The following is a 20,978-nucleotide window of genomic DNA, read 5'->3' as shown; positions in this document are numbered from 1 at the left end:
GGGTGAAATTATGTCTATCAAATTATTAAATGAAAAAAGAATGGATGAATTAATACAATTTATCCATCAAGAAGAAATAACAAAAGAATATTTAAAACAAAATCAAAAGATTATTTATGTCAATGAAAATCAAAATATCAATGGGGTTATTATTTTTGATGTTATCAAAAATGAAATAGAACTTTGTTTAGGAACTGATGAAATTAAACAACAATTAATAGCAGTCATTAAAAAAATAGCTCTAAAAGATATCATTTATCAAAATAAAATCATACAAATAAAAACAAAAAAACAATTTAAACACTATGAAGAAGTCTATGACTTTATTCATCAACAAAAAGATCGTGTCTATAGTTTAGATAACTTTAAAAAATATATGCAAGAATTTTATAATATCCAACATGCTTTAAAATGTATCCATGTTTGTGGAACAAATGGGAAAGGGTCGACTGTTAATTACATGAAAGAAGTTTTAAAAAAACAGGGGTATACTGTAGGAACTTTTACTTCACCAGCACTTATTTCTAGGTTAGATGTCGTACGTATCAATGATGAATGGATCAAGGAACAATTTATTGTTGATGTTGCTAATAGATATGTGGATAATTGGTTAAAGTATGAGATTTCTTTATTTGAAATAGAAGTCTTTATTTCAATTCTTTACTTTATTTATCAAGGTGTTGACTATGCCATTTATGAGGTTGGATTAGGTGGAGAGTTAGATGCAACGAATATTATTTTACCAATGGTTTGTGTTAATACGAATATTGGTTTAGATCATATGGATTATTTAGGTGATAGCTATGAAAGTATTGCTAGAGCGAAAGCGGGAATTATTAAAGAGCATGTTGATTTTATTACAGGAGAACATAAACAAGAATGTGTTGATATTTTTAGAGATACTTGTGAAAAGCATCATAGTCATTTGATACGTTTAGATCGTATACATGATTTACAAGATGGTGAAAATGTAAAATATACATATAAGGATTATAATATTGTTTTAAATACGCCAGCTCTTTATCAAATTGAAAATAGTGCTTTAGCATTAGAAACCTTATTATATTTAAAGGAACATCATTTTATTGAATTAGATGAATCTTCAATTGTTGAAGGTTTATTTGAAGCTAAGTGGGCAGGACGTTTTGAAATCATAAGTGAAAAACCACTGATTATTTTAGATGGGGCCCATAATCGAGAAGGTGTTGATGAACTCTATCGTTCTGCACGTAAATTACATAATTTAAAAATCATCTTTTCAGCATTAAGAGATAAAGATACGGACTATATGATTGAAAGATTATTAGATTTGACGTATGATATAACCGTCTGTGAATTTAAACATCCACGTAGTCAAAGTGCAAAATTATTAGCAGGGGACTATCCGGTAAAAATTGAACCGGATTTTAGAAAAGCTTTAGACGATATTTATTTACAAGAAGGAACATTTTTGATTACGGGATCATTGTATTTTATTTCTGAAGTAAGGAAATACTTATTACAAAAGATTCATAGCAAATAATAAAGAAGGAGGAGTCTACTTTTAGTAGCAATTGTGTACGGTTTTATATCGGAATTAACGCCCGTGGACTAGCAAGAGGACGAAGCGGGAAAGCATATGTACGGTTTTATATCGGAATTAACGCCCATGGACTAGAAAGAGGACGAAGTGGGAAAAAACATATGTACGGTTTCTTACCGGAATTAACGCCTGTGGACTTATAAGAGGACGAAGCAGGAACAATTGGTTTTTTTAAGTAGCAATCAAACGATGATTCAAATTATTTTAGGGGTTATTATTGTTTCGATTGGGATATTTGTTTTTTATAAATATCCAATGAAAAGCGATGTGCGACAAATGACATTGGGGGCTTTATTTGTCATTCTAGCTATTATTTTAAAAAGGTTAGCTGTGATGGTACCTTTTCTTGGCTTTCCAAGTTTAAAAATTACATTAGAGGTATTACCTTTAATCGTTGCTGGTTTAACATTACAACCAGGGTATTGTTTTATAGTTTCTATCGCCACAGATTTTCTAGGTCTTGTTCTAGCAAATGCAGGAGGATTTCCTTTCTTAGGATTTACTTTAAATGCGGTTTTACAAACTGAAATACCATGTCTATTAAAGATTTATTTAAATGAAAAAAATGAAAGATTATTAGAAAGAATTGTAAAAATAGTAATGGTCATTATTTCGTTACTAGGATGTCTTTATGTTTTTAAAATCAATGAAGTTAATATTTCAGGATCTTCATATCAAGTAACATTACCAATTAAATTTACAATCTTTGTCATCATTGCAGCAATGCTTACTATTCTCTTTATTTTTATAAGATATTATAAAAATAAACTCAAAGAAAAAGATTTATGCTTATTTCATTTAAGTATTCTATCAGTTGTGGCTATTGAACTAACAGTAACGATGTTTTTAACACCATATTGGTTACAAACAATGTATGGAATACCATTCTTTGCATCACAATTTGTAAGAATTTTAAAATCATGTGTGATGATACCTGTAGGTATTATCATTGTATATACAATGAATCGAATGATTCAAAAAGTTATTAGATAAAGTTTTGGATATTGTCCAAAGCTTTTTATTTTGTACCAAAAATAAAAGATCAAATTAATAAAGAAAATTTGATAATTTTTGACAAATTTATAGCAAAAATTACAAAACGGGCAATTTGTTGTACTTAAAATTAAAAAACAGGACAATTGGTGTATTGTATAGATGGAGGTGTTGCTTTATGCATAGAAAAAGTTCGATTTCTATTAGAGAATGGCTTGAAAATTCTAATAAAGCACTTTTAGTAACGGGTATAAGACGTTATGGGAAATCTATTTTGCTTAAGCAGATTATGGATGAAATGAAAGAGGATCAAGGTGTTACCGATGATCATATTATATATATGAACCTGGAAGATATGAAATACGCATTTATAAAGAATGCGATGGATTTGTATGGGTATGTGGAGAAACTTATCGTTGATGAAGAAAAGTATTACATTTTCTTAGATGAGATTCAGATGGTTGAAGAATTTGAACGGGCTATAAATTCTTTTCACGCAACAAAAAATGTAAGTATTTTTATCACGGGTTCCAATAGCTGGCTGTTGTCGGGAGAATTAGCAACATTGTTATCCGGAAGATACGTGAGTTTTCGGGTGATGCCGTTTCGTTTTCAGGAAATGTGTGAGATGTTGGGAGTAAAGAAAGAAGAAGCGTCTGAAAAAGAATTTATGGACTATATTACATGGGGCGTAATGCCACAGCGCTTTTATTTTAAAACCGAAGAAGAAACTAAAGTGTTTATGACAGATTTGTATGATTCTATTGTGTTGAAGGATATTTTCTGGCGAGGTCAGGTGAGGGATGTAGATGCACTGAACAGACTATTGGAATACATTGTATTGAACTCTTCGCAGACATTTTCTCCAACATCGATTGCCAAGTATTTTGAAAGTGTAAATCGAAAAGTAGCACCGGATACTATAATAATTATATGGAAAAGATAGTTGCAGCGATGGTCATGAATAAAGCAATGCGCTATGCTATCCGAGGAAAAAGGGTATTGACCAGGTTTGATAAATATTATCTGACAGATGTAGGGTTTGGAAAAATCAAAAATACAGATTCAAGACAGAAATAGGTGGTCTTATAGAAAATGTTGTATATAATGAGTTTTTAGTTCGGGGATATGAAGTATATGTGGGAAAAACGACAAAGGGTGAGATTGATTTTGTAGCAGTGAAAGACGGAAAGAGTATTACCAGGTCGCATATTTGCTAGCAACGGAAGATGTCATAGAAAGAGAATTTGGGGCATATAAGGATATTCAAGATCATTATCCGAAATATGTACTTTCCATGGACAGATTTGATTTTTCAAGAGAAGGAATCATACATCAGAATATAATAGATTATTTGATGGAAAGGTAAAAAACCCGTTGACAGATTCGAAAGAATCGACTATATTAACTTTAATAAAAGGGAGTAACTGGCGCCTGTAAGTCTTGCAAAGTAGAGAATCAGGCGTTTGCGATGTCGTCAGTACGATGAGTGATCATCCGTATCGTAATGAAATGGTGAGACTTTTATTGCATATTTTTGGTGTGCAATAAAGGTCTCTATTTTTGTACACCAGATGAGCCATAATAGGAAAAAGGAGGTACAAATTATGTTGACAAATGAGCAGGCGAAGGAAAATCTAAAGAAATACGGACCGAATGAACTGGAAGAGGGAAAGAAAAACAGCGTCTTTCAAATATTTTTAGAACAGTTCAAGGATTTTCTTGTAATTATTCTGATCATCTCCGCGGTGATCTCAGGATTTCTTGGAGATGTGGAGAGTGCGATTGTAATTTTTGTAGTTATTACGATGAATGCGATTCTTGGAACGGTGCAGACGGTGAAGGCAGAGCAGTCGCTGAATAGTTTGAAGCAGCTGTCGGCACCGGATGCGAAAGTTGTGCGTGACGGGCAGTTGATGCAGGTGCCGGCGAAAGAAGTGACCGTCGGTGATGAAGTGATTGTGGAGGCAGGAGATTTAATTCCGGCAGATGGAAAGTTACTTACAGTTGCAAGCCTTAAAGTGGACGAAAGTGCACTGACAGGTGAGAGTCTTTCAGTGGAGAAGTCTTTAGATGAAGTGCCGGAGGGCGCAGCACTCGGAGATCAGACAAATCGTGTATTTTCCGGAAGCTTCGTGACTTATGGGCGAGCATCTTTTGAAGTAACGGAAGTCGGAATGAGTACGGAGGTCGGTAAGATTGCCGGACTTCTGAAAAATGCATCAGAGAAGCAGACACCGCTTCAAAAGAATCTGGATGATTTTGGTAAGAAGTTGTCTATTACAATCCTTGTATTTTGCGGAATTTTATTTGCCATCAGCGTGATTCGCGGAGAATCGATTGTAAATGCATTTCTATTTGCGGTAGCGCTGGCGGTGGCAGCTATCCCAGAGGCGCTTAGTTCTATCGTGACCATCGTGCTTTCCTTTGGTACACAGAAGATGGCGAAGGAGCATGCAATCATCCGTAAGCTTCAGGCGGTTGAAGGACTTGGCAGTGTGTCAATCATCTGCTCTGATAAGACGGGAACTTTGACGCAGAATAAAATGACTGTGGAAAATTATTATGTAAATGGAGAGAGTGTCTGTTCCGAAGAGATTGATCTGAAGGATCCGGCACAGCGAGAGTTACTGATGTTCAGTATGCTTTGCAACGATTCTACAAATCACGATGGTCAGGAGATTGGGGATCCGACGGAGACAGCTCTTATTAATCTTGGCAGCCTTTTGGGAGAAGATTATGCACAAGTACGTGATGAACACCCAAGGCTTTCCGAGGTACCGTTCGACAGTGACAGAAAACTTATGTCCACGGAACATTTTATAGACGGACGGTACGTTATGGTCGTAAAAGGTGCGGTCGATGTGCTGCTTGATCGCATGAGTCACATTCAGGATGGAGATATTCTAAGAAAGATTACAGAAGAAGACCGCGTCAGAATTGAAGTGCAGAATAAACATTTTTCAGAAAACGGACTGCGAGTTCTTGCATTTGCATTTAAGACGATGGAACAGGAGCAAGGGCTTACATTAAATGATGAAAATGACCTGACATTCCTGGGACTGATTTCCATGATGGATCCGCCGAGAGTGGAGTCTAAAGATGCAGTCGCAGAATGCATCAAGGCTGGAATCAAACCGATCATGATTACAGGAGACCATAAAGTAACAGCAGCGGCTATTGCCAAACGAATCGGAATTCTGGAAAATATGTCGGAAGCCTGTGAAGGTGCGGTTATTGAGGATATGACTGATGAAGAACTTCAGGATTTTGTACCACAGATATCCGTCTATGCGAGGGTTTCACCGGAGCACAAGATCCGTATTGTGCGGGCATGGCAGGAGCGTGGAAATATCGTGGCAATGACGGGAGACGGAGTGAATGACGCTCCGGCACTGAAGCAGTCAGATATCGGAGTTGCCATGGGAATTACGGGAAGTGAAGTGGCGAAAGATGCGGCAGCTATGGTGCTGACGGATGATAACTTTGCAACGATTGTCAAGGCAGTGGAAAATGGACGAAACATTTTTCAAAATATTAAAAATGCGATTCAGTTCTTGCTTTCTGGAAATTTTGCAGCGATTCTTGCAGTTTTGTACGCATCACTTGCAAGTCTGCCGGTTCCATTTGCACCGGTACATCTGCTGTTCATCAACCTTCTGACAGACAGCCTGCCGGCGATTGCACTTGGACTGGAGCCGCACAATCCGGAAGTGATGAAAGAAAAACCGCGTGCCATGGGAGAGTCCATTTTGACAAAACCATTTCTTACAAGCATCGGAGTGGAAGGTCTGTGTATCGGAATCATGACCATGACAGCATTTATGATCGGATATCGCGATGGAAATGCAGTGCTGGCAAGTACGATGGCATTTGGAACACTTTGCAGTAGCCGTCTGGTTCACGGATTTAACTGTAAGGCAAACAAACCGATCATTTTTACGAAACGATTCTGGAATAACACTTATCTGATCGGAGCATTTGTACTTGGCTGGCTTTTGATTACAGGAGTACTGATGATCCCAGCACTTCAGGAAATGTTCAAAGTGCAGACACTGACGGTGGCACAGTTGATGACTGTATATGGACTGGCACTTTTGAATCTGCCGGTTATTCAGCTGCTGAAATGGATTAGAACACGAAAGAAATAGAGGATTTGACAGGATATTGAATAAAGGAAGGAATTGAATGGAACTGAATAAGGAAAATATGCGGAAAATCCGGAAGCTGATTTTGTTCACAGCACTGCTGATCGTGGTGCTGTGGAAATATGAAGAGGTGTTGGAGGTACTGGGATATGTGGGACATCTGATCTTTCCGTTTCTGCTTGGAGGAGCCATTGCGTTTGTATTGAATGTACCGATGAACTTTATCGAGCGGCACTTGTTTATGGAAAAAGTAAGAAAAAATAAAGTGTTAGATAAGCTTGCAAGACCGGTGAGTCTGTTGAGTGTACTTTGTATCGTAGTTGGCGTGTTGACGGTAGTAATCTTTGGTGTTGTACCTCAGCTTGTAAATACATTTGGAAATCTGGGGCAGAGTATTACCCAGTTCATCCCACATGCACAGGCGTGGGGGAAAAGAGGTCTTTCATGGAAACAAGGAGGTTGTCGAACTGATCAACAGTGTACAGTTTGACTGGGACAAGATTGTGGAGACACTGATTGATTTCCTGAATAATGGTGCTGGAAATATGCTGAGTTCGACACTCACCGCTGCAAAAAGCATTATCAGCGGAGTTTCAACATTTGTCATAGCTTTTTTATTTGCAATTTATATTTTGCTGCAGAAGAAAAAGCTTGGGATACAGGCGAAAAAGGTACTGTTTGCATTCGTACGAAGAGGTCGTGTGGAGGCTGTGGTGGAAGTCTCTTCCCTTACTTACAGCACATTTTCAAGCTTCCTGACCGGACAGTGCCTGGAGGCTGTGATTCTCGGAAGCATGTTCGTATTGGCCATGACAATCTTCCGGCTGCCGTATGCACTGCTAGTGGGAATCTTTATCGCATTTACCGCACTGATACCGATCTTTGGAGCATTTCTTGGCTGTGCGGAGGGAGCATTTTTAATCTTCATGGTCGATCCGATGAAGGCACTTATGTTCATCGTGTTGTTTCTTGTGCTTCAGCAGATAGAAGGGAACCTGATTTATCCGCATGTGGTAGGTAATTCTGTAGGGTTGCCGTCCATCTGGGTGCTGGCAGCGGTCAGCATCGGAGGCAGCCTTATGGGAGTAGTTGGAATGCTGATATTTATACCGATTGTGTCGGTGGCATATGCATTGTTCCGGGAAATTGTGTATTTGAAGCTGAAAAAACAGGGTGTAGATCCGGCAGAGCTGGAGGTTTAATAAAGACAATTAAGTCAGACCATTGAAGTGCTTATGTGTAGAATAATGTAAAAAATTAAGAAAAGTTCGTGTAGTTTAGTGTAAAAAAACGATAAAAATACATTGATTTTTACACGAATAATTCATATACTACCTGACTTTAGAAGTTCAAGACAAAAAAATGGTGCTAACTCGTTAACCTAGCGAGCATGCATCATTTTTATTTGTCTATCTGCAAGATAGTAATTTGTAAGTGGCTGATTGAGTTTTTTGCCAAGTTCTGTTATGAATTCAGAAGCTCGAGTTATATTGATGTATTTTTTATCATTTACTTTGACTAGCCTAAAATTTCTATAGAATTCACATATCTTTGATGTGCTGTATTTATTATCCAGAACTTTGAACTGTAATATTCTTGTAAGTAAAATCGTAACATAACATATTAAGAAATGTCCCTTGATACTGTTTTCTTTTTGAAGATATACAGGACGTGCATCAAGTTCACTTTTCATTACTCTAAATGACTCTTCGATTCTCCACAAGTTATGATAGGCATCATATATTTCGACATCCTTCATTTTTATTTCAGAAGTAACAAGCATATTATATCCTGCAAGGTCTCTGTCTTTTTTTATTGCTTCTTCATTTAATGTTACTATAGGATGATCACCATCGTTTGATGTAATAGTTATATATTTTCCAGATTCTCCATATTCACTTTTTTTAGCGGAATATGTTTTTAAATTTCTTGCTTTTTCAACCATCTTATCGATTTCCATAAGTTTTTTTCTTGCAAGTTTTGGATTGTAGGTACAGACTCTTTTTTCTCTTATTGTTTTTTTGACAATCTTACCATCATCATCTTTATAAGAATAGTCAAAATCTTCAATACATGACTTGTATCTGTATACTGTATTTCCATATTCATCCTTTACATCTTTATAATCATTATTAAGAAGTACCCATACCTTTTCTTTTTCAGAAAGCTGTTTTACAGATTTTGAAAATATATATCCATCACTGTTATTGACTGCCTGTATTATATTTCTTGCGCAGTTCAGCCCTTTATCGGCTATCTGAATAGTTTTTCCAGAGATATTGTTTTGATTTTTCATATCCTGAATGATGTTTCTCAATATTGGTTTTTCAGATTCGTTTCCAGGATACATCTTCTTGCCGATAGGAATTATATTGGCATCAAGGAGGAGCCCCATACCAACAATAGAATCATTTTTATTCTCTTTGGATGGACCGCGTCTTTGAAAGTCATTTTCCTTATCGATTTCAAAGAAGAAGTTGGTACAGTCAAAAAAAGAATGAGAAGTATCCGTACCATAGTTTTCTTTGGTGGCTACAGTAAATATTTCAACCAGCTTTTCATATTCGCTGCCAACGAATTCTACAGCGTCAAGAAGCTGATCATAGGAATAGTTCATTTCCTTAAATAAAGAAGGAAGAACATCATGAAAAGTCTTGTATTTAGAACAGAGCGCAACAGCTCTGGCAAATACAAGTGATGAAAAAATGTCAAAGACATTGAACTGAAAATTCCTGTTGGACTGTAAGAAGCCAAAGTGCTGTTCAACATCCAGGTTATTAAGGATATTGGCCAGAGGGAAATAGACAAGATATTTTTCAGGAGAAATATCGGAAATAAGTTTTTCAGTTTTCTTTTGGACTTCTTTTTCCATTTTCTTTTCAGCATTTGGATTGTCTAATACAATTATTTCCATTTTATCTTTTAATTATGGAATGAAAGATAGAAAAAGAATAGATGAATGTATTAAGTTTGGTATTGTTGATACAATCATTGTTTCTTTAATGATTACTTTATTATTTGAACTTCTTGCTCATCCATTATCACAATTATTTGGATTATCAGGAAGTACACAAGAAATGATTGATATTTGTAGTACAGCTTTACATATAGCAAGTCTGGGATTTGTTTTTATGGGTATTTCTGTCGCGATTCAAGGTGTTTTACAATCTATTGGTTATGCCATTAGACCTTTAATTATTGCTTTACTTCGCTTGGTTATTTTTGTATTTCCAATAGCCTACTTCTTTACTTTAACAGAAAATGTAACAACACTTGTTTGGTGGACATTTCCAATTTCTGAATTGTTGACAGTTATTGTTTCATTTATTATCTTGAAAAAATCATATAATGAAAGAATAAGTCCTATTAAAAATGAAAGTATAACAAATAATTTAGTAATTGCTATTTCAAGAGAACATGGCACAAATGGAAAAGAAATTGCGAGACAAGTCGCTAAAGAATTAAACATTGAATTTTATGATAAAGAAAGAATCAAAGAATTTGCTCTTAAACATGGATTTGTAAGTAATAAAGAAAGTGAAGATTATATTTATAGTCAATTCTTATCATTAGACATCAATAAAAATTCAATTATTCTTTTATCAAATGTTATTAAAGAAATTGCGAAGAAAGGAAATTGTGTTATTGTTGGAAGAGCTACAGATTATATTTTAAAAGAAGATGAAAAATTAGTAAGAATCTTCTTATATGCTCCTTTAGAATATCGTCTAAATAAAGTAATGGAAATTTATCATGATAGTCATGAGGATGCTCTTCGATATATTCATAAATCGGATCATTCTAGAAAAGGTTATTATGAAGTTATTTCTAATAAAACATGGGGTGATAAATCAAACTATGATTTATGTTTAGATTGTAAATTAGGAAATGAAACAATCAAAGATATTATTTGTAACTATGTTAAATCTTTAAATAAATAAAGAAGTCTTTCAAAAAATGAAAAGACTTCTTTTCTTTTAAAGATATTCTATATAATGTCTTTTACATAGGGAGGGCTTATATGAGTAAATTAAGAGATCATTATTTATTTCATGCAGGTATTTCATGTTTTTTTTATTTAGGGTATGGTGCCTTTACAGTTGTTTTGTCAATGTATTGTCAAGATATAGGAATGTCAGCCTCACAAATTGCTTACATTGTATCCTTTGCACCACTTTTATCTATTGCAACACAACCATTTTTTGGATACTTGGCAGATAAGTGGCAATCACCAAGAAAAGTATCTATTTTATTATCATTTGCGAATATACTTTGTATGTTTATTTTTGCAATTAGTCGTAATTTTTGGATTTTACTTTTATCATCAGGTCTAGCAGTATCTTTTATGAATGCTGTTACTCCTTTAACAGATCGTATTGGTGTTTCTTCACCTTATCAATTTGGTAAGATTCGTTTATGGGGTTCTGTAGGTTATGCCATTATGGCACAAGTCAGTGGACTTTTATATCAATATATTTCACCATTTGCTAACTTCATGGCTGGTATTTTAGGAACATTAATTACCATTATTTGTATTTATATGGTTTCTGATCCAAAGCTTTCAGAAGTTCCCGAAAAAGAAGAAAATAAATTATCGACAGTTGTTGTTATGAAAGAGCTTGTTCATAATATACCATTTATGCTCTTTCTAGTGATTTCATTTTTCTTTTGGGGAGCATGCTCCACAAACTTTAACTATTTATCATTATTTATTAAATCTCAAGGTGGAACAGCTTCACAAGTAGGAACCTACCAACTTTTTGCGACATTATTTGAAATTCCGATGATTCTAGCAACAGACTATATCATTAAAAAGATACCTTATCGTTATATCATGATGTTTGCGATTATCATGTCAATGATCAATTTTGCATGGTATGCAACTTTACCTTCTGTTAATATGATTATTTATGTTTTTGTATTTAAAGGTTTTTCTACTGTACTCTTTACGATGATTACTGTAAGATTAGTAATGGTTTTAGTAAAAGAAGAATATGTCTCTACAGCCTATGGAATTCAAGCTATGCTTGGTAAAGGCGTAGGTGCAATGCTTTTCCAATTAATTGGAGGTAGAATTATTGATTCCATAGGAATGAATGGTTTCTATTTATTCTTATTTGAAGGAATTACGATTGCTTTTGTAGTGACACTTTTCTTTAGAATGCCTAGGAAAGTGAGAGTGTAGTATGTTAGAATTAAATGCTGTTATTTTTGATATGGATGGTTTGATGATTGATACAGAACCTGTAGGAAAGATGTTGGTGAAAACATCTCATGAAAAATTTGGTTATGAAATTACTGAAGAAATGTTTTATCATTTGATTGGTACAAATGAAAAGACATCAAAAGCTTATTATCATAGTGTTTTTGGTGAAGATTATCCTTATCAAAAGATTAAAGATTATCGAGATCAATTAAGAAAAGAATATTTTAATAGTCATCCTTTAGAAGTAAAAAAAGGTTTATATGATTTATTAGAAGATTTAAAAAAGAAAAATATTAAAATGGCAGTGGCTTCTTCAACACGTTATGAACGTGTTTTATCTAATTTAAAGAGTATTAAAGTTGATCATTATTTTAATGCCATTATTGGTGGTGACCAAATACAACATGGGAAGCCAGCCCCAGATATCTTTTTAAAAGCAGTTGAGTTGCTAGGGGTAAGTAAAGAAGATGCCCTTGTTTTAGAAGATAGTAAAAATGGAATTTTAGCAGCACATGCAGGAAATATTCCTGTTATTTGTATTCCTGATTTGATTCATCATTCTAAAGATATTCTTGATTTAACTGTAGGATGTTATGATTCTCTTGATCAATTAATAGATGTTATTGTTAAAAAAGATGACAAAGCATAATATAGAACCCGTTTATAATCAAGATTCTAGGATTCTTATTCTAGGATCTTTTCCATCTGTAAAATCAAGAGAAGCCAAGTTTTTTTATCATCATCCTCAAAATCGTTTTTGGAAAGTTTTAGCTGCTTTATTTCAAGAAGAAGTTCCACAAACAATTGAAGAGAAGAAAACTTTTTTACTTAGAAATCATCTTGCTTTATGGGATGTTATTGAAAGTTGTGACATTAAAGGATCAAGTGATTCAAGTATTACCAATGTTAAAGTCAATGATTTAGATTTAATTGTTAAAAATTGTCCTGTTGAAAAAATCATTACTAATGGCAAAGCTGCCAATCGTTATTATCATCAATATTTTGATTATAATTTACCCGTTATTCAATTACCTTCTACTTCACCAGCGAATGCCATGTATTCACTTGAAAAATTAATTGAGAAATGGAAGGTGATTTTATGGAAAGAGATTTAACACAAGGAAAGATAGGAAAATCTATTTTATTATTTTCTATTCCGATGATTTTAGGGAATTTATTACAACAATTTTATAGTTGATACTTATATTGTAGGAAAATATATTGGTAGTAATGCATTAGCTGCTGTTGGATCAAGTTATACATTAATGACATTTCTTACTTTTATTATTATTGGTTTATGTATGGGAAGTGGTATTTTATTTTCAATGTATTTTGGAGCTAAAAAATATGAAAAGATAAAAATGTCATTGATTCTAACAATTGTTTCACTTGGAACAAGAGTTCTTCTAGCCTACTTATTAGCGCCTTCATTTGGTGTAGAAATGATTTGGTGGGCAATTGTTATTGGATGGATTTTAGCGGATACAATTGGTATTGTATATGGTATAAAAATAGAAAAATGGTTCAAGTAAAAAATACTGCTTTTGCAGTATTTTTTATTAGCTATTTTGACTAGACAAGTGTATAATAATCTTTACCGTATGTGTCTACTTAGTATTATTTGGCATGATACGTAAGCGCTTACTAAAGGAGTTCGCTATGAAATATTTACAAAGATTAGGTAAATCACTCATGTTACCTGTTTCAATCATGCCTATAGCAGCACTACTTAAAGGAATTGGGTATTGGATTGATCCTACTGGATGGGGTATACATAACCCAATTGCTGCTTTACTCATTGCTGCTGGTGGAGCAATTATAGATAACCTTCCCATTTTATTTGCGATAGCTGTTGCTATGGAAATGTCTAAAAAAAGAGATACAGCAATAGTGTTAAGTGCTCTTGCTTGTTATATGATGATGACAACAATTCTATCATCTAAATGCATCGCATTAATATTGCAAATTCCAGAATATGCTGTGGATTTAGCTTTTCATAATACGCAAAGTGCTTTTATTGGTATTTTGGTAGGTTTGATTGTGGCTATTTCTTTTCAAAAGTTTGATCAAAAAAGATTACCTCAGTTTTTAGCTTTTTTTGATGGAAAGAGATTTGCTTCCATTGTTTCTATAGGAATTACACTTTTGATATCTTTAATATTTATTGATATTTGGCCAATGTGTTATCACTTTTTTATTTGGTTTGGAAAAGAAATCGCTAATTTTGGACCTCTAAGTGCAGGAATCTATGGTGTTTTAAATCGATTATTGATTCCTACTGGTTTACATCATGCTCTCAACTCTGTATTTTGGTTTGATGTTGCAGGTATTAATGATATTGGCAAATTTTGGGGAACAATTTCAGGTGGTGTTAAAGGTGTTACAGGAATGTATCAAGCAGGATTTTTCCCAGTAATGATGTTTGGGCTTCCTGGAGCTGCTCTAGCTATGTATCGTTGTGCTAGAAAAGAGAATAAGAAAAAAGTAGGTGCTATCTTATTTTCAGCTGCTTTGGCTTCATTTTTTACAGGTGTGACTGAACCACTTGAGTTTGCTTTTATGTTTGTAGCACCAACACTTTATTTAATTCATGCTTTACTTACAGGGATGATGCTTTTTATTGCAGCAACTTTTAAATGGATGGCAGGGTTTGGTTTTTCTGCAGGACTTATAGATTATGTTTTAAGTTTTAAATCACCATTTGCTAATAATATTTTATTTTTAATTCCTTTAGGAATTATATGCGGATTGATTTATTACATTGTTTTTAGAGTATTGATTACACGTTATAATATTATGACACCTGGAAGAGAAGAAAATGAGGTAAAGAAAGTAGAGAAAGTCGAAAATAATTTTGATGAAATTGCTATTCAATTATTTGAAGCATTAGGTGGTAAAAAGAATATTATAAGTGTTGATCATTGTATTACGCGTTTACGTGTAGAAGTTAAAGATATCTCAATAATAGATAAACAGACTCTATCAAAGATGAATTTTTCTCATGTTGTTGAAGCAAGTGAGCATGAAATACAAATCATTATAGGAACTGAAGTTCAATTTATTGCTGAAATATTAAATGAAATACTAATGTAGGAGAAATGAAATTGAAGATTATAAAAATATTTAATAATAATAGTATTGCTGCTTTATCTGATGAATTAGGGGATATTATTTTAACAGGATCAGGAATCGGCTTTCAAAAAAAGATAGGTGATTTAGTTGATGAATCACGGATTGAAAAAACATATATCTTTAAAGAAAAAGGTGAAAAACGTATCCGTAGAGGAATCAATGATATTGAACCTATTTATTATGAAATTACTAGTTTATTAGTAAGCAAAGCAACAGAACAATTGAATACCCAATTTTATGGGGAAATCTTTCTAGCAATTAGTGATCATATTGCTTTTGCTATTAAACGAAAAAAAGAAAATATTGATTTGCCAAATGTAGTTTTATCTGAAACAAAAGCTCTCTATAAAAAAGAATATCAGTTGGGTTTATGGATTATAAAAATGATTAAAGAAAAAACAGATATTCAATTAGAAGAGGCAGAAGCAGGGTATATTGCATTACATTTAGTTAATTTTTCTACTAAAAACAACGCACAAAATACTTCTAAAATTGTTAACTTTGTAAGAGATGTCATTGAAGTGATTGAACAGACAATGAATGTTCAATTAGAATTAGATTCTATCGATTATGCAAGATTATCTACACATCTTAAGTTTTTAGCTGAAAGAGTTTTTCGACATGATATAGGAAATACAATAGATACAACAGAAAATATAAGAGATATGTTAAAAGAAAATATTCGGTTATCTCTTTGTGTTAATCGGATAAAAAAATTAATTCAAAAAAAATATCATTATACATTACCACCAGATGAACAAACATATTTATGTATACATATCAAAAAGAATTGTCACATTTAATGTAAGCGCTTGACAAAAAGTAATGCTATTTGTTATTGTATAGACAAGGATTGTTACTTTAAGTAGGCAAGACCAAATATATTGACGGCATTTTAGAAATGTTGTTTTTATGTTTGGTCTTTTCTTTTTAAAGAGAAGGGAGAAAAATATGAAATTGAAAAAGAAAAGTGTTGTAGCTGTATTAACATTATCGATGTCAATGGGTTCAGTATTATCGATGGTACCAGTTTTTGCAGAAACATCTCAACAAAATTTAGCGTTAAACAAAACAGCTTATGTTTCAGCTGAATATGGCACAATGCCTAGAAAAAATTTAACTGATGGTAATGAAAAAACACGTTGGTCAACAGAAAGTGGACCTACTCAATGGGCATATATTGATTTAGGACAAGAATATGAAATGAATAAGTTTCAAATGTTTTGGGAAAATGAATCGACTTATGCCTCAGCTTATAATATTTATGTTTCTAATGATCTTAATTCTTGGGGTGAACCAGTACTTTCAAGAACAGATAATAAAAATGTTGTCAGTGAAGAATTATTAGGTAGTAAAGTAAGTGGTCGATATGTTAAGTTAGAAGTTACAGAAATGAAAGGGTATCCTAATGTTTCATGTTATGAATTTAAAATTTTTAATACAGATGAAAAAGTACAAGATCCAAATACAAATGTTGCATTAAAGAAAACAGCAATCGCAAGTTCTCAGGAAGCAGAAAGTGTTAAAGCAGCAAATGCAGTAGATGGAAATACATCATCAGGTAGTTCTCGTTGGGGAAGTAATATTGGAAACGGACCAGATTGGATCTATGTTGATTTAGGTGAAAGAATGAATGTCAATACGGTTAAGGTATTCTGGGAAACACGTAAAGCAACAGCTTATAAGATTCAAATTGCTGATACTGAATCTACGCCTCAAGAAAGTGATTGGCAAACAGTTAAAGAATTTAAAGATCGTCCAAAATCTTTAACAGAAAAAATTGTTTTAGATCAAATCTATAAAGCAAGATATGTGCGTTTATATGTTGATTCACATACTTCAGAAGATCCAGATGGTGGTATCGCTTGGAATACGATTTCTATTTATGAATTAGAAGTTTATGGTGGAAATCCTGATGAAAAAATGTCAATGAGTGATGTTTTAAATGGAATTCAAGTAGAAACACCAAAAACTGGAGATAAAAAGTTAAAAGTCACTTTACCAGAAGTTGAAGGTTATACTGTTGAATATAATGGTACTGATTTTGAACAAGTCATTGATGAAGATTTAACAATTTATCAACCTATTAGTGATAAAAATGTTAAAGTATCATTCAAGATTACAGATAATGATACAAATGATTATAAATTCAAAGAAATTGCTGTTACAGTTCCAGGTAGTCAAAAAAATGATGAAACAGCGAATAAAGCACCAAATGTTTTACCAGAATTAGCTGAATGGAATGGTGGACATGGAAACTATACAGTTTCTAAAGGGGCAAGAATTGTTTATAAAGATAGTTCACTTCAAAAAACTGCAGAAGCACTTGCTAATGATTATGAAGATATTACTGGAAAAAGTATTGCTGTTGTAAAAGGTGAAAGCAAAACAGGAGATATTACTTTAGCTCTTACAAAAGATAAATCATTAGGGTTACAAGATGAAGGATATTTAATGGATATTGATGATTCAATCAATATTAAAGCTGAAACAACAACAGGGGCTTATTGGGCAACCAGAACGATTTTACAAAGTATTAAACAATCAGGAAATGTTCCTTGTGGGACAACAAGAGATTATCCACTTTATAAAGTAAGAAGTTTTATTTTAGATGTTGGACGTAAAACATTTACAATGGATTATTTAAAACAAATCGTTAAACAAATGTCATGGTATAAAATGAACGATTTCCAAGTTCACTTAAATGATAATTTAATTTCAATTGAAAGTTTAGCTGACCCAATGACAGGTTATTCAGCATTTAGATTAGAATCAGATGTTAAAAAAGGTGGAAACAATGGTTTAAATCAACAAGATTTAACAAGTACAGATTTATTCTATACAAAAAAAGAATTTAAAGATTTTATTAAGGATTCAAGAGATTATGGTGTAAGTATTGTCCCTGAAATTGATACACCAGCACATTCATTAGCACTTACTAAAGTAAGACCTGATTTAAGACATGGAACAAATGGACGAGAAAATGATCATCTAGCTTTAAGAGATAAATATGATGAATCATTAGGATTTGTACAAAGTATATTTGATGAATATATGAAAACAAGTGATCCTGTTTTCGATGAACAAACTACAGTCCATGTTGGTGCAGATGAATATAATGCAGATAAAGAAGCTTATCGTCGATTCTCAGATGATATGTTGAAATATGTACAAGATTCAGGAAGAACAGCACGTATTTGGGGAAGTTTAACTCAATGTTCAGGAAAAACTCCGGTTAGAAGTAAAGATGTTCAAATGAATTTATGGAACTTTGGTTATGCGAATATGGATCAAATGTATGAACAAGGTTATGATTTAATTAACTGTAATGATGGTCATTATTATATTGTTCCTAATGCTGGATATTACTATGATTATTTAAATAACAATATTTTATATAATCAAGCAATCAACTCGATTAGTGGTGTCACAATTCCTGCAGGTGATGAACAAATGCTAGGTGGCGCTATTGCTGTATGGAACGATATGACAGACTATTTAGAAAATGGTATTAGTGAATATGATGTTTATGATCGTTTACAAAATGCAATTCCATTATTTGGTGCTAAATTATGGGGTAAAGGAGATAAAACATTAGATCAAGCTAATAGTTTAAGAACAACATTAGGAGATGCTCCAGGTACAAATTTTGGTTATGAAGCAGCTAAAGATGAAAATGGTATGATTGCTCATTATGATTTAGATAATCTTGATCAATTAAAAGACCATGAAAATATCGAACTTGCTTCATTAGACAGTCATGATGCATTACGTTTGTTAGGAAATAAAAGTTATGCTACTACATCATTTAGTACTGTTGGTTTGAATAATGATTTACGTGTAAAAGTTAAACGTGAATCTTCAAGTGAAGAGGAACAAATTTTATTTGAAAGTAGCTATGGATCAATTAAAGCTGTTCAAAAAGAAACAGGAAAAGTTGGATTAAGTAGAGAAAATCATGATTATTCATTTAATTATGAATTACCAGTTAACCAATGGGTTGAATTAGAATTCAAAAATAGAAAAGAAGTTATTGATTTATATGTAAATGGTCAATTAGTAGATACTCTTGGTGATGATGAACAAGTAAGTGGTAGACCATTAAAAGCAACAATGATGATACCGTTTGAAAGAATTGGAAGTAAGGAACATGCTTTTAAAGGATATGTTGATGATATTCGTTTAGGTACACAAAAAACATATGCTTCAACAATGGAATTGGATTATTTAGTAACAAGTGCAAGTTATATAGCAGATGAATCACAAAATAAACAATTACAAGAAAAAATAAAAGAAGCAAAAGTAATTTTAAAAGAATATGATCCAAATGAACAAACAATTTCAACTCTTACAGATGAAATTAAAGAATTAGTAAATGGAATTGATTACAAAAAAGCAAATTATACAAGAGTAGATCACTATTTAAATTCAATTCCAAAAGATTTATCGATTTATACAGAAGATTCTGTTAAAAACTTACAATTTGTTATTGATATGATTCAAAGAGAATTACCTAAATCAATGCAAGATACAGTCGATCAATATGAAGTAGAACTTACAAAAGCACTTACTAAACTACAATTAAAATCACAAGTTAATGTAAATTACATTGATAACAGCAAACTTACAGCAACTGCTTCATCTTATCAACATGATGGATCAGATCCTAAAAATGTATTAGATGATAATCCATCAACAATGTGGCATACAGATTGGAATTTATCAACACCTCATTGGATTGCTTTTGAAAATAAAGAAGAAATGAGTGTCAATGGTTTAACATATGTTCCTCGTCAAACTGGTAAAAATGGAAATGTTACAAAATATCGTATTGAAACAAGTGATGATGGTATTAATTGGAAAACAGTTAAAGAAGGTAATTTATCAAGTGATTCATCTACAAAAGTCATTGAATTTGATACAGTAAAAACAAAACATCTTCGTTTATACTACGTAGAAGCTGTTAATAATAACGGAAGTGCTGCAGAAATTAAATTACATCGTGCAGATATACCGGCAGATGTTGATGGTTTAAAAGATGTTATCAATAAAGCTAAAGCTATGGAAGATATTGGATATTTATCTACTTCATGGAATCATTTACAGGATACAATTAAAGCTGCTGAAGGTTTAGTCAATGCAGAAAATCCTGACGCTAATGAAATTGAAATTATGAAACGTCAATTAACAGATGCAATGGTAAAACTTGTATTATCTGTTGATAATGAACAATTAAAATCATTCGTTGATGATTTATCAAATCTTGAACAAAAAGATTATACAAAGGATTCATGGAAACAATTCCAAACTGTTCTTAAAGAAGCACAGGATGTTATAAGTAATCATGATGCAACAAAAGATGAAATCAATGATATGTATCAAAAATTATTAGATGCTTATAATGGACTTGTTACACTTAATGATAAATCTGGATTAACTGATTTGATTAGTAAAGCTGATCAACTTCAAGAAAAAGATTATACAAAAGATTCATGGAAACAACTGGTAGAAGCATTAACTCAAGCAAAAGAAGTATCTGCTAAAGAAGATGCTACAAAAGAAGAAATCAACGAAGCTATTTTTAATCTAGAAAAAACTATGAATGCTCTTAAAAAAGTAGATTCATCTACTAAAGATGATAATACTTCAAAAGGAAATACTTCATCTAAAGATAATCAAGTAATTACTTCTACTACTAAAAATGACAAAAAACAATCTTCAACTGCTAAAACAGGTGATGAAACAAATATTATTTTATTTGTATTAATGGCTTTCATGTCATGGTTAGGTATTAAAAAAGTAAAAAAAGAAGAATTATAAAAATAGATACCACTATTAAGTAGTGGTATTTATTTTGTCTAGACAAATTTATTGTAAGCCCTTGCATAGACAAAGAGTGTATGTTACAATACAGGAT

General features: G+C 32.7%; 14 protein-coding genes and 1 pseudogene. 14 read left to right on the top strand and 1 reads right to left on the bottom strand.

What is annotated here, in order from left to right; all coding sequences use genetic code 11:
* Positions 1-10 precede the first annotated feature (10 nt).
* The 6 genes from Fi14EGH31_RS10920 to Fi14EGH31_RS10895 all read left to right on the top strand — a co-directional run bounded on the left by Fi14EGH31_RS10920 (position 11) and on the right by Fi14EGH31_RS10895 (position 7,925).
* Positions 11-1,522, top strand: coding sequence for a bifunctional folylpolyglutamate synthase/dihydrofolate synthase (locus Fi14EGH31_RS10920; RefSeq protein ID WP_230311098.1), 1,512 nt, complete (start codon positions 11-13; stop codon positions 1,520-1,522).
* A gap of 222 nt (positions 1,523-1,744) precedes the next feature.
* Positions 1,745-2,575: a folate family ECF transporter S component gene (locus Fi14EGH31_RS10915; protein ID WP_227408354.1), complete on the top strand. Its 831-nt coding sequence runs from the start codon at positions 1,745-1,747 to the stop codon at positions 2,573-2,575.
* 178 nt (positions 2,576-2,753) lie between these two features.
* Positions 2,754-3,521: an ATP-binding protein gene (locus Fi14EGH31_RS10910; RefSeq protein WP_200764808.1), complete on the top strand. Its 768-nt coding sequence runs from the start codon at positions 2,754-2,756 to the stop codon at positions 3,519-3,521.
* 661 nt (positions 3,522-4,182) lie between these two features.
* Complete coding sequence (locus Fi14EGH31_RS10905) at positions 4,183-6,726, top strand: cation-translocating P-type ATPase (protein ID WP_227359880.1); 2,544 nt, start codon at positions 4,183-4,185, stop codon at positions 6,724-6,726.
* A gap of 37 nt (positions 6,727-6,763) precedes the next feature.
* On the top strand, positions 6,764-7,213 hold the full coding sequence (locus tag Fi14EGH31_RS10900; protein WP_200764806.1) for an AI-2E family transporter: 450 nt from the start codon (positions 6,764-6,766) through the stop codon (positions 7,211-7,213).
* Positions 7,214-7,226: 13 nt separating this feature from the next.
* A complete protein-coding gene (locus Fi14EGH31_RS10895) occupies positions 7,227-7,925 on the top strand; it encodes an AI-2E family transporter (protein WP_234697778.1) in 699 nt (232 codons plus the stop codon).
* Positions 7,926-8,104: 179 nt separating this feature from the next.
* Here Fi14EGH31_RS10895 and Fi14EGH31_RS10890 read toward each other — a convergent pair.
* Positions 8,105-9,610 (bottom strand): annotated as a pseudogene (locus Fi14EGH31_RS10890) (IS1634 family transposase); the annotation flags it as partial.
* A gap of 4 nt (positions 9,611-9,614) precedes the next feature.
* Here Fi14EGH31_RS10890 and Fi14EGH31_RS10885 point away from each other — a divergent pair.
* The 8 genes from Fi14EGH31_RS10885 to Fi14EGH31_RS10850 all read left to right on the top strand — a co-directional run bounded on the left by Fi14EGH31_RS10885 (position 9,615) and on the right by Fi14EGH31_RS10850 (position 20,881).
* Positions 9,615-10,664, top strand: a complete 1,050-nt coding sequence (locus Fi14EGH31_RS10885; RefSeq protein ID WP_118347553.1) for a cytidylate kinase family protein — start codon at positions 9,615-9,617, stop codon at positions 10,662-10,664.
* Positions 10,665-10,744: 80 nt separating this feature from the next.
* Positions 10,745-11,908 carry an MFS transporter gene (locus Fi14EGH31_RS10880; RefSeq protein WP_200764803.1) on the top strand — a complete coding sequence of 388 codons (1,164 nt, stop codon included), beginning with the start codon at positions 10,745-10,747 and terminating at the stop codon, positions 11,906-11,908.
* Position 11,909: 1 nt separating this feature from the next.
* Complete coding sequence (locus tag Fi14EGH31_RS10875; RefSeq protein WP_107029540.1) at positions 11,910-12,578, top strand: HAD family hydrolase; 669 nt, start codon at positions 11,910-11,912, stop codon at positions 12,576-12,578.
* Positions 12,565-13,044, top strand: coding sequence for a DNA-deoxyinosine glycosylase (locus Fi14EGH31_RS10870; RefSeq protein WP_022001876.1), 480 nt, complete (start codon positions 12,565-12,567; stop codon positions 13,042-13,044). Before Fi14EGH31_RS10875 ends, Fi14EGH31_RS10870 begins: the two co-directional genes overlap by 14 nt.
* Before the next feature lie 57 nt (positions 13,045-13,101).
* Positions 13,102-13,461, top strand: a complete 360-nt coding sequence (locus Fi14EGH31_RS10865) for an MATE family efflux transporter (RefSeq protein ID WP_317994121.1) — start codon at positions 13,102-13,104, stop codon at positions 13,459-13,461.
* 127 nt (positions 13,462-13,588) lie between these two features.
* Complete coding sequence (nagE, locus tag Fi14EGH31_RS10860; protein ID WP_200764802.1) at positions 13,589-15,022, top strand: N-acetylglucosamine-specific PTS transporter subunit IIBC; 1,434 nt, start codon at positions 13,589-13,591, stop codon at positions 15,020-15,022.
* A gap of 5 nt (positions 15,023-15,027) precedes the next feature.
* A complete protein-coding gene (locus Fi14EGH31_RS10855; RefSeq protein WP_227359884.1) occupies positions 15,028-15,864 on the top strand; it encodes a PRD domain-containing protein in 837 nt (278 codons plus the stop codon).
* 148 nt (positions 15,865-16,012) lie between these two features.
* Positions 16,013-20,881, top strand: coding sequence for a discoidin domain-containing protein (locus Fi14EGH31_RS10850; RefSeq protein ID WP_158560064.1), 4,869 nt, complete (start codon positions 16,013-16,015; stop codon positions 20,879-20,881).
* Positions 20,882-20,978: the final 97 nt, after the last annotated feature.

It is taken from the genome of Faecalibacillus intestinalis (assembly GCF_015097455.1).
In the GTDB taxonomy this organism is placed as follows: Bacteria; Bacillota_I; Bacilli_A; order Erysipelotrichales; family Coprobacillaceae; genus Faecalibacillus; species Faecalibacillus intestinalis.
Note: the sequence above shows the minus strand (reverse complement) of the source record. Positions and strands in the feature narration are given on the sequence as shown.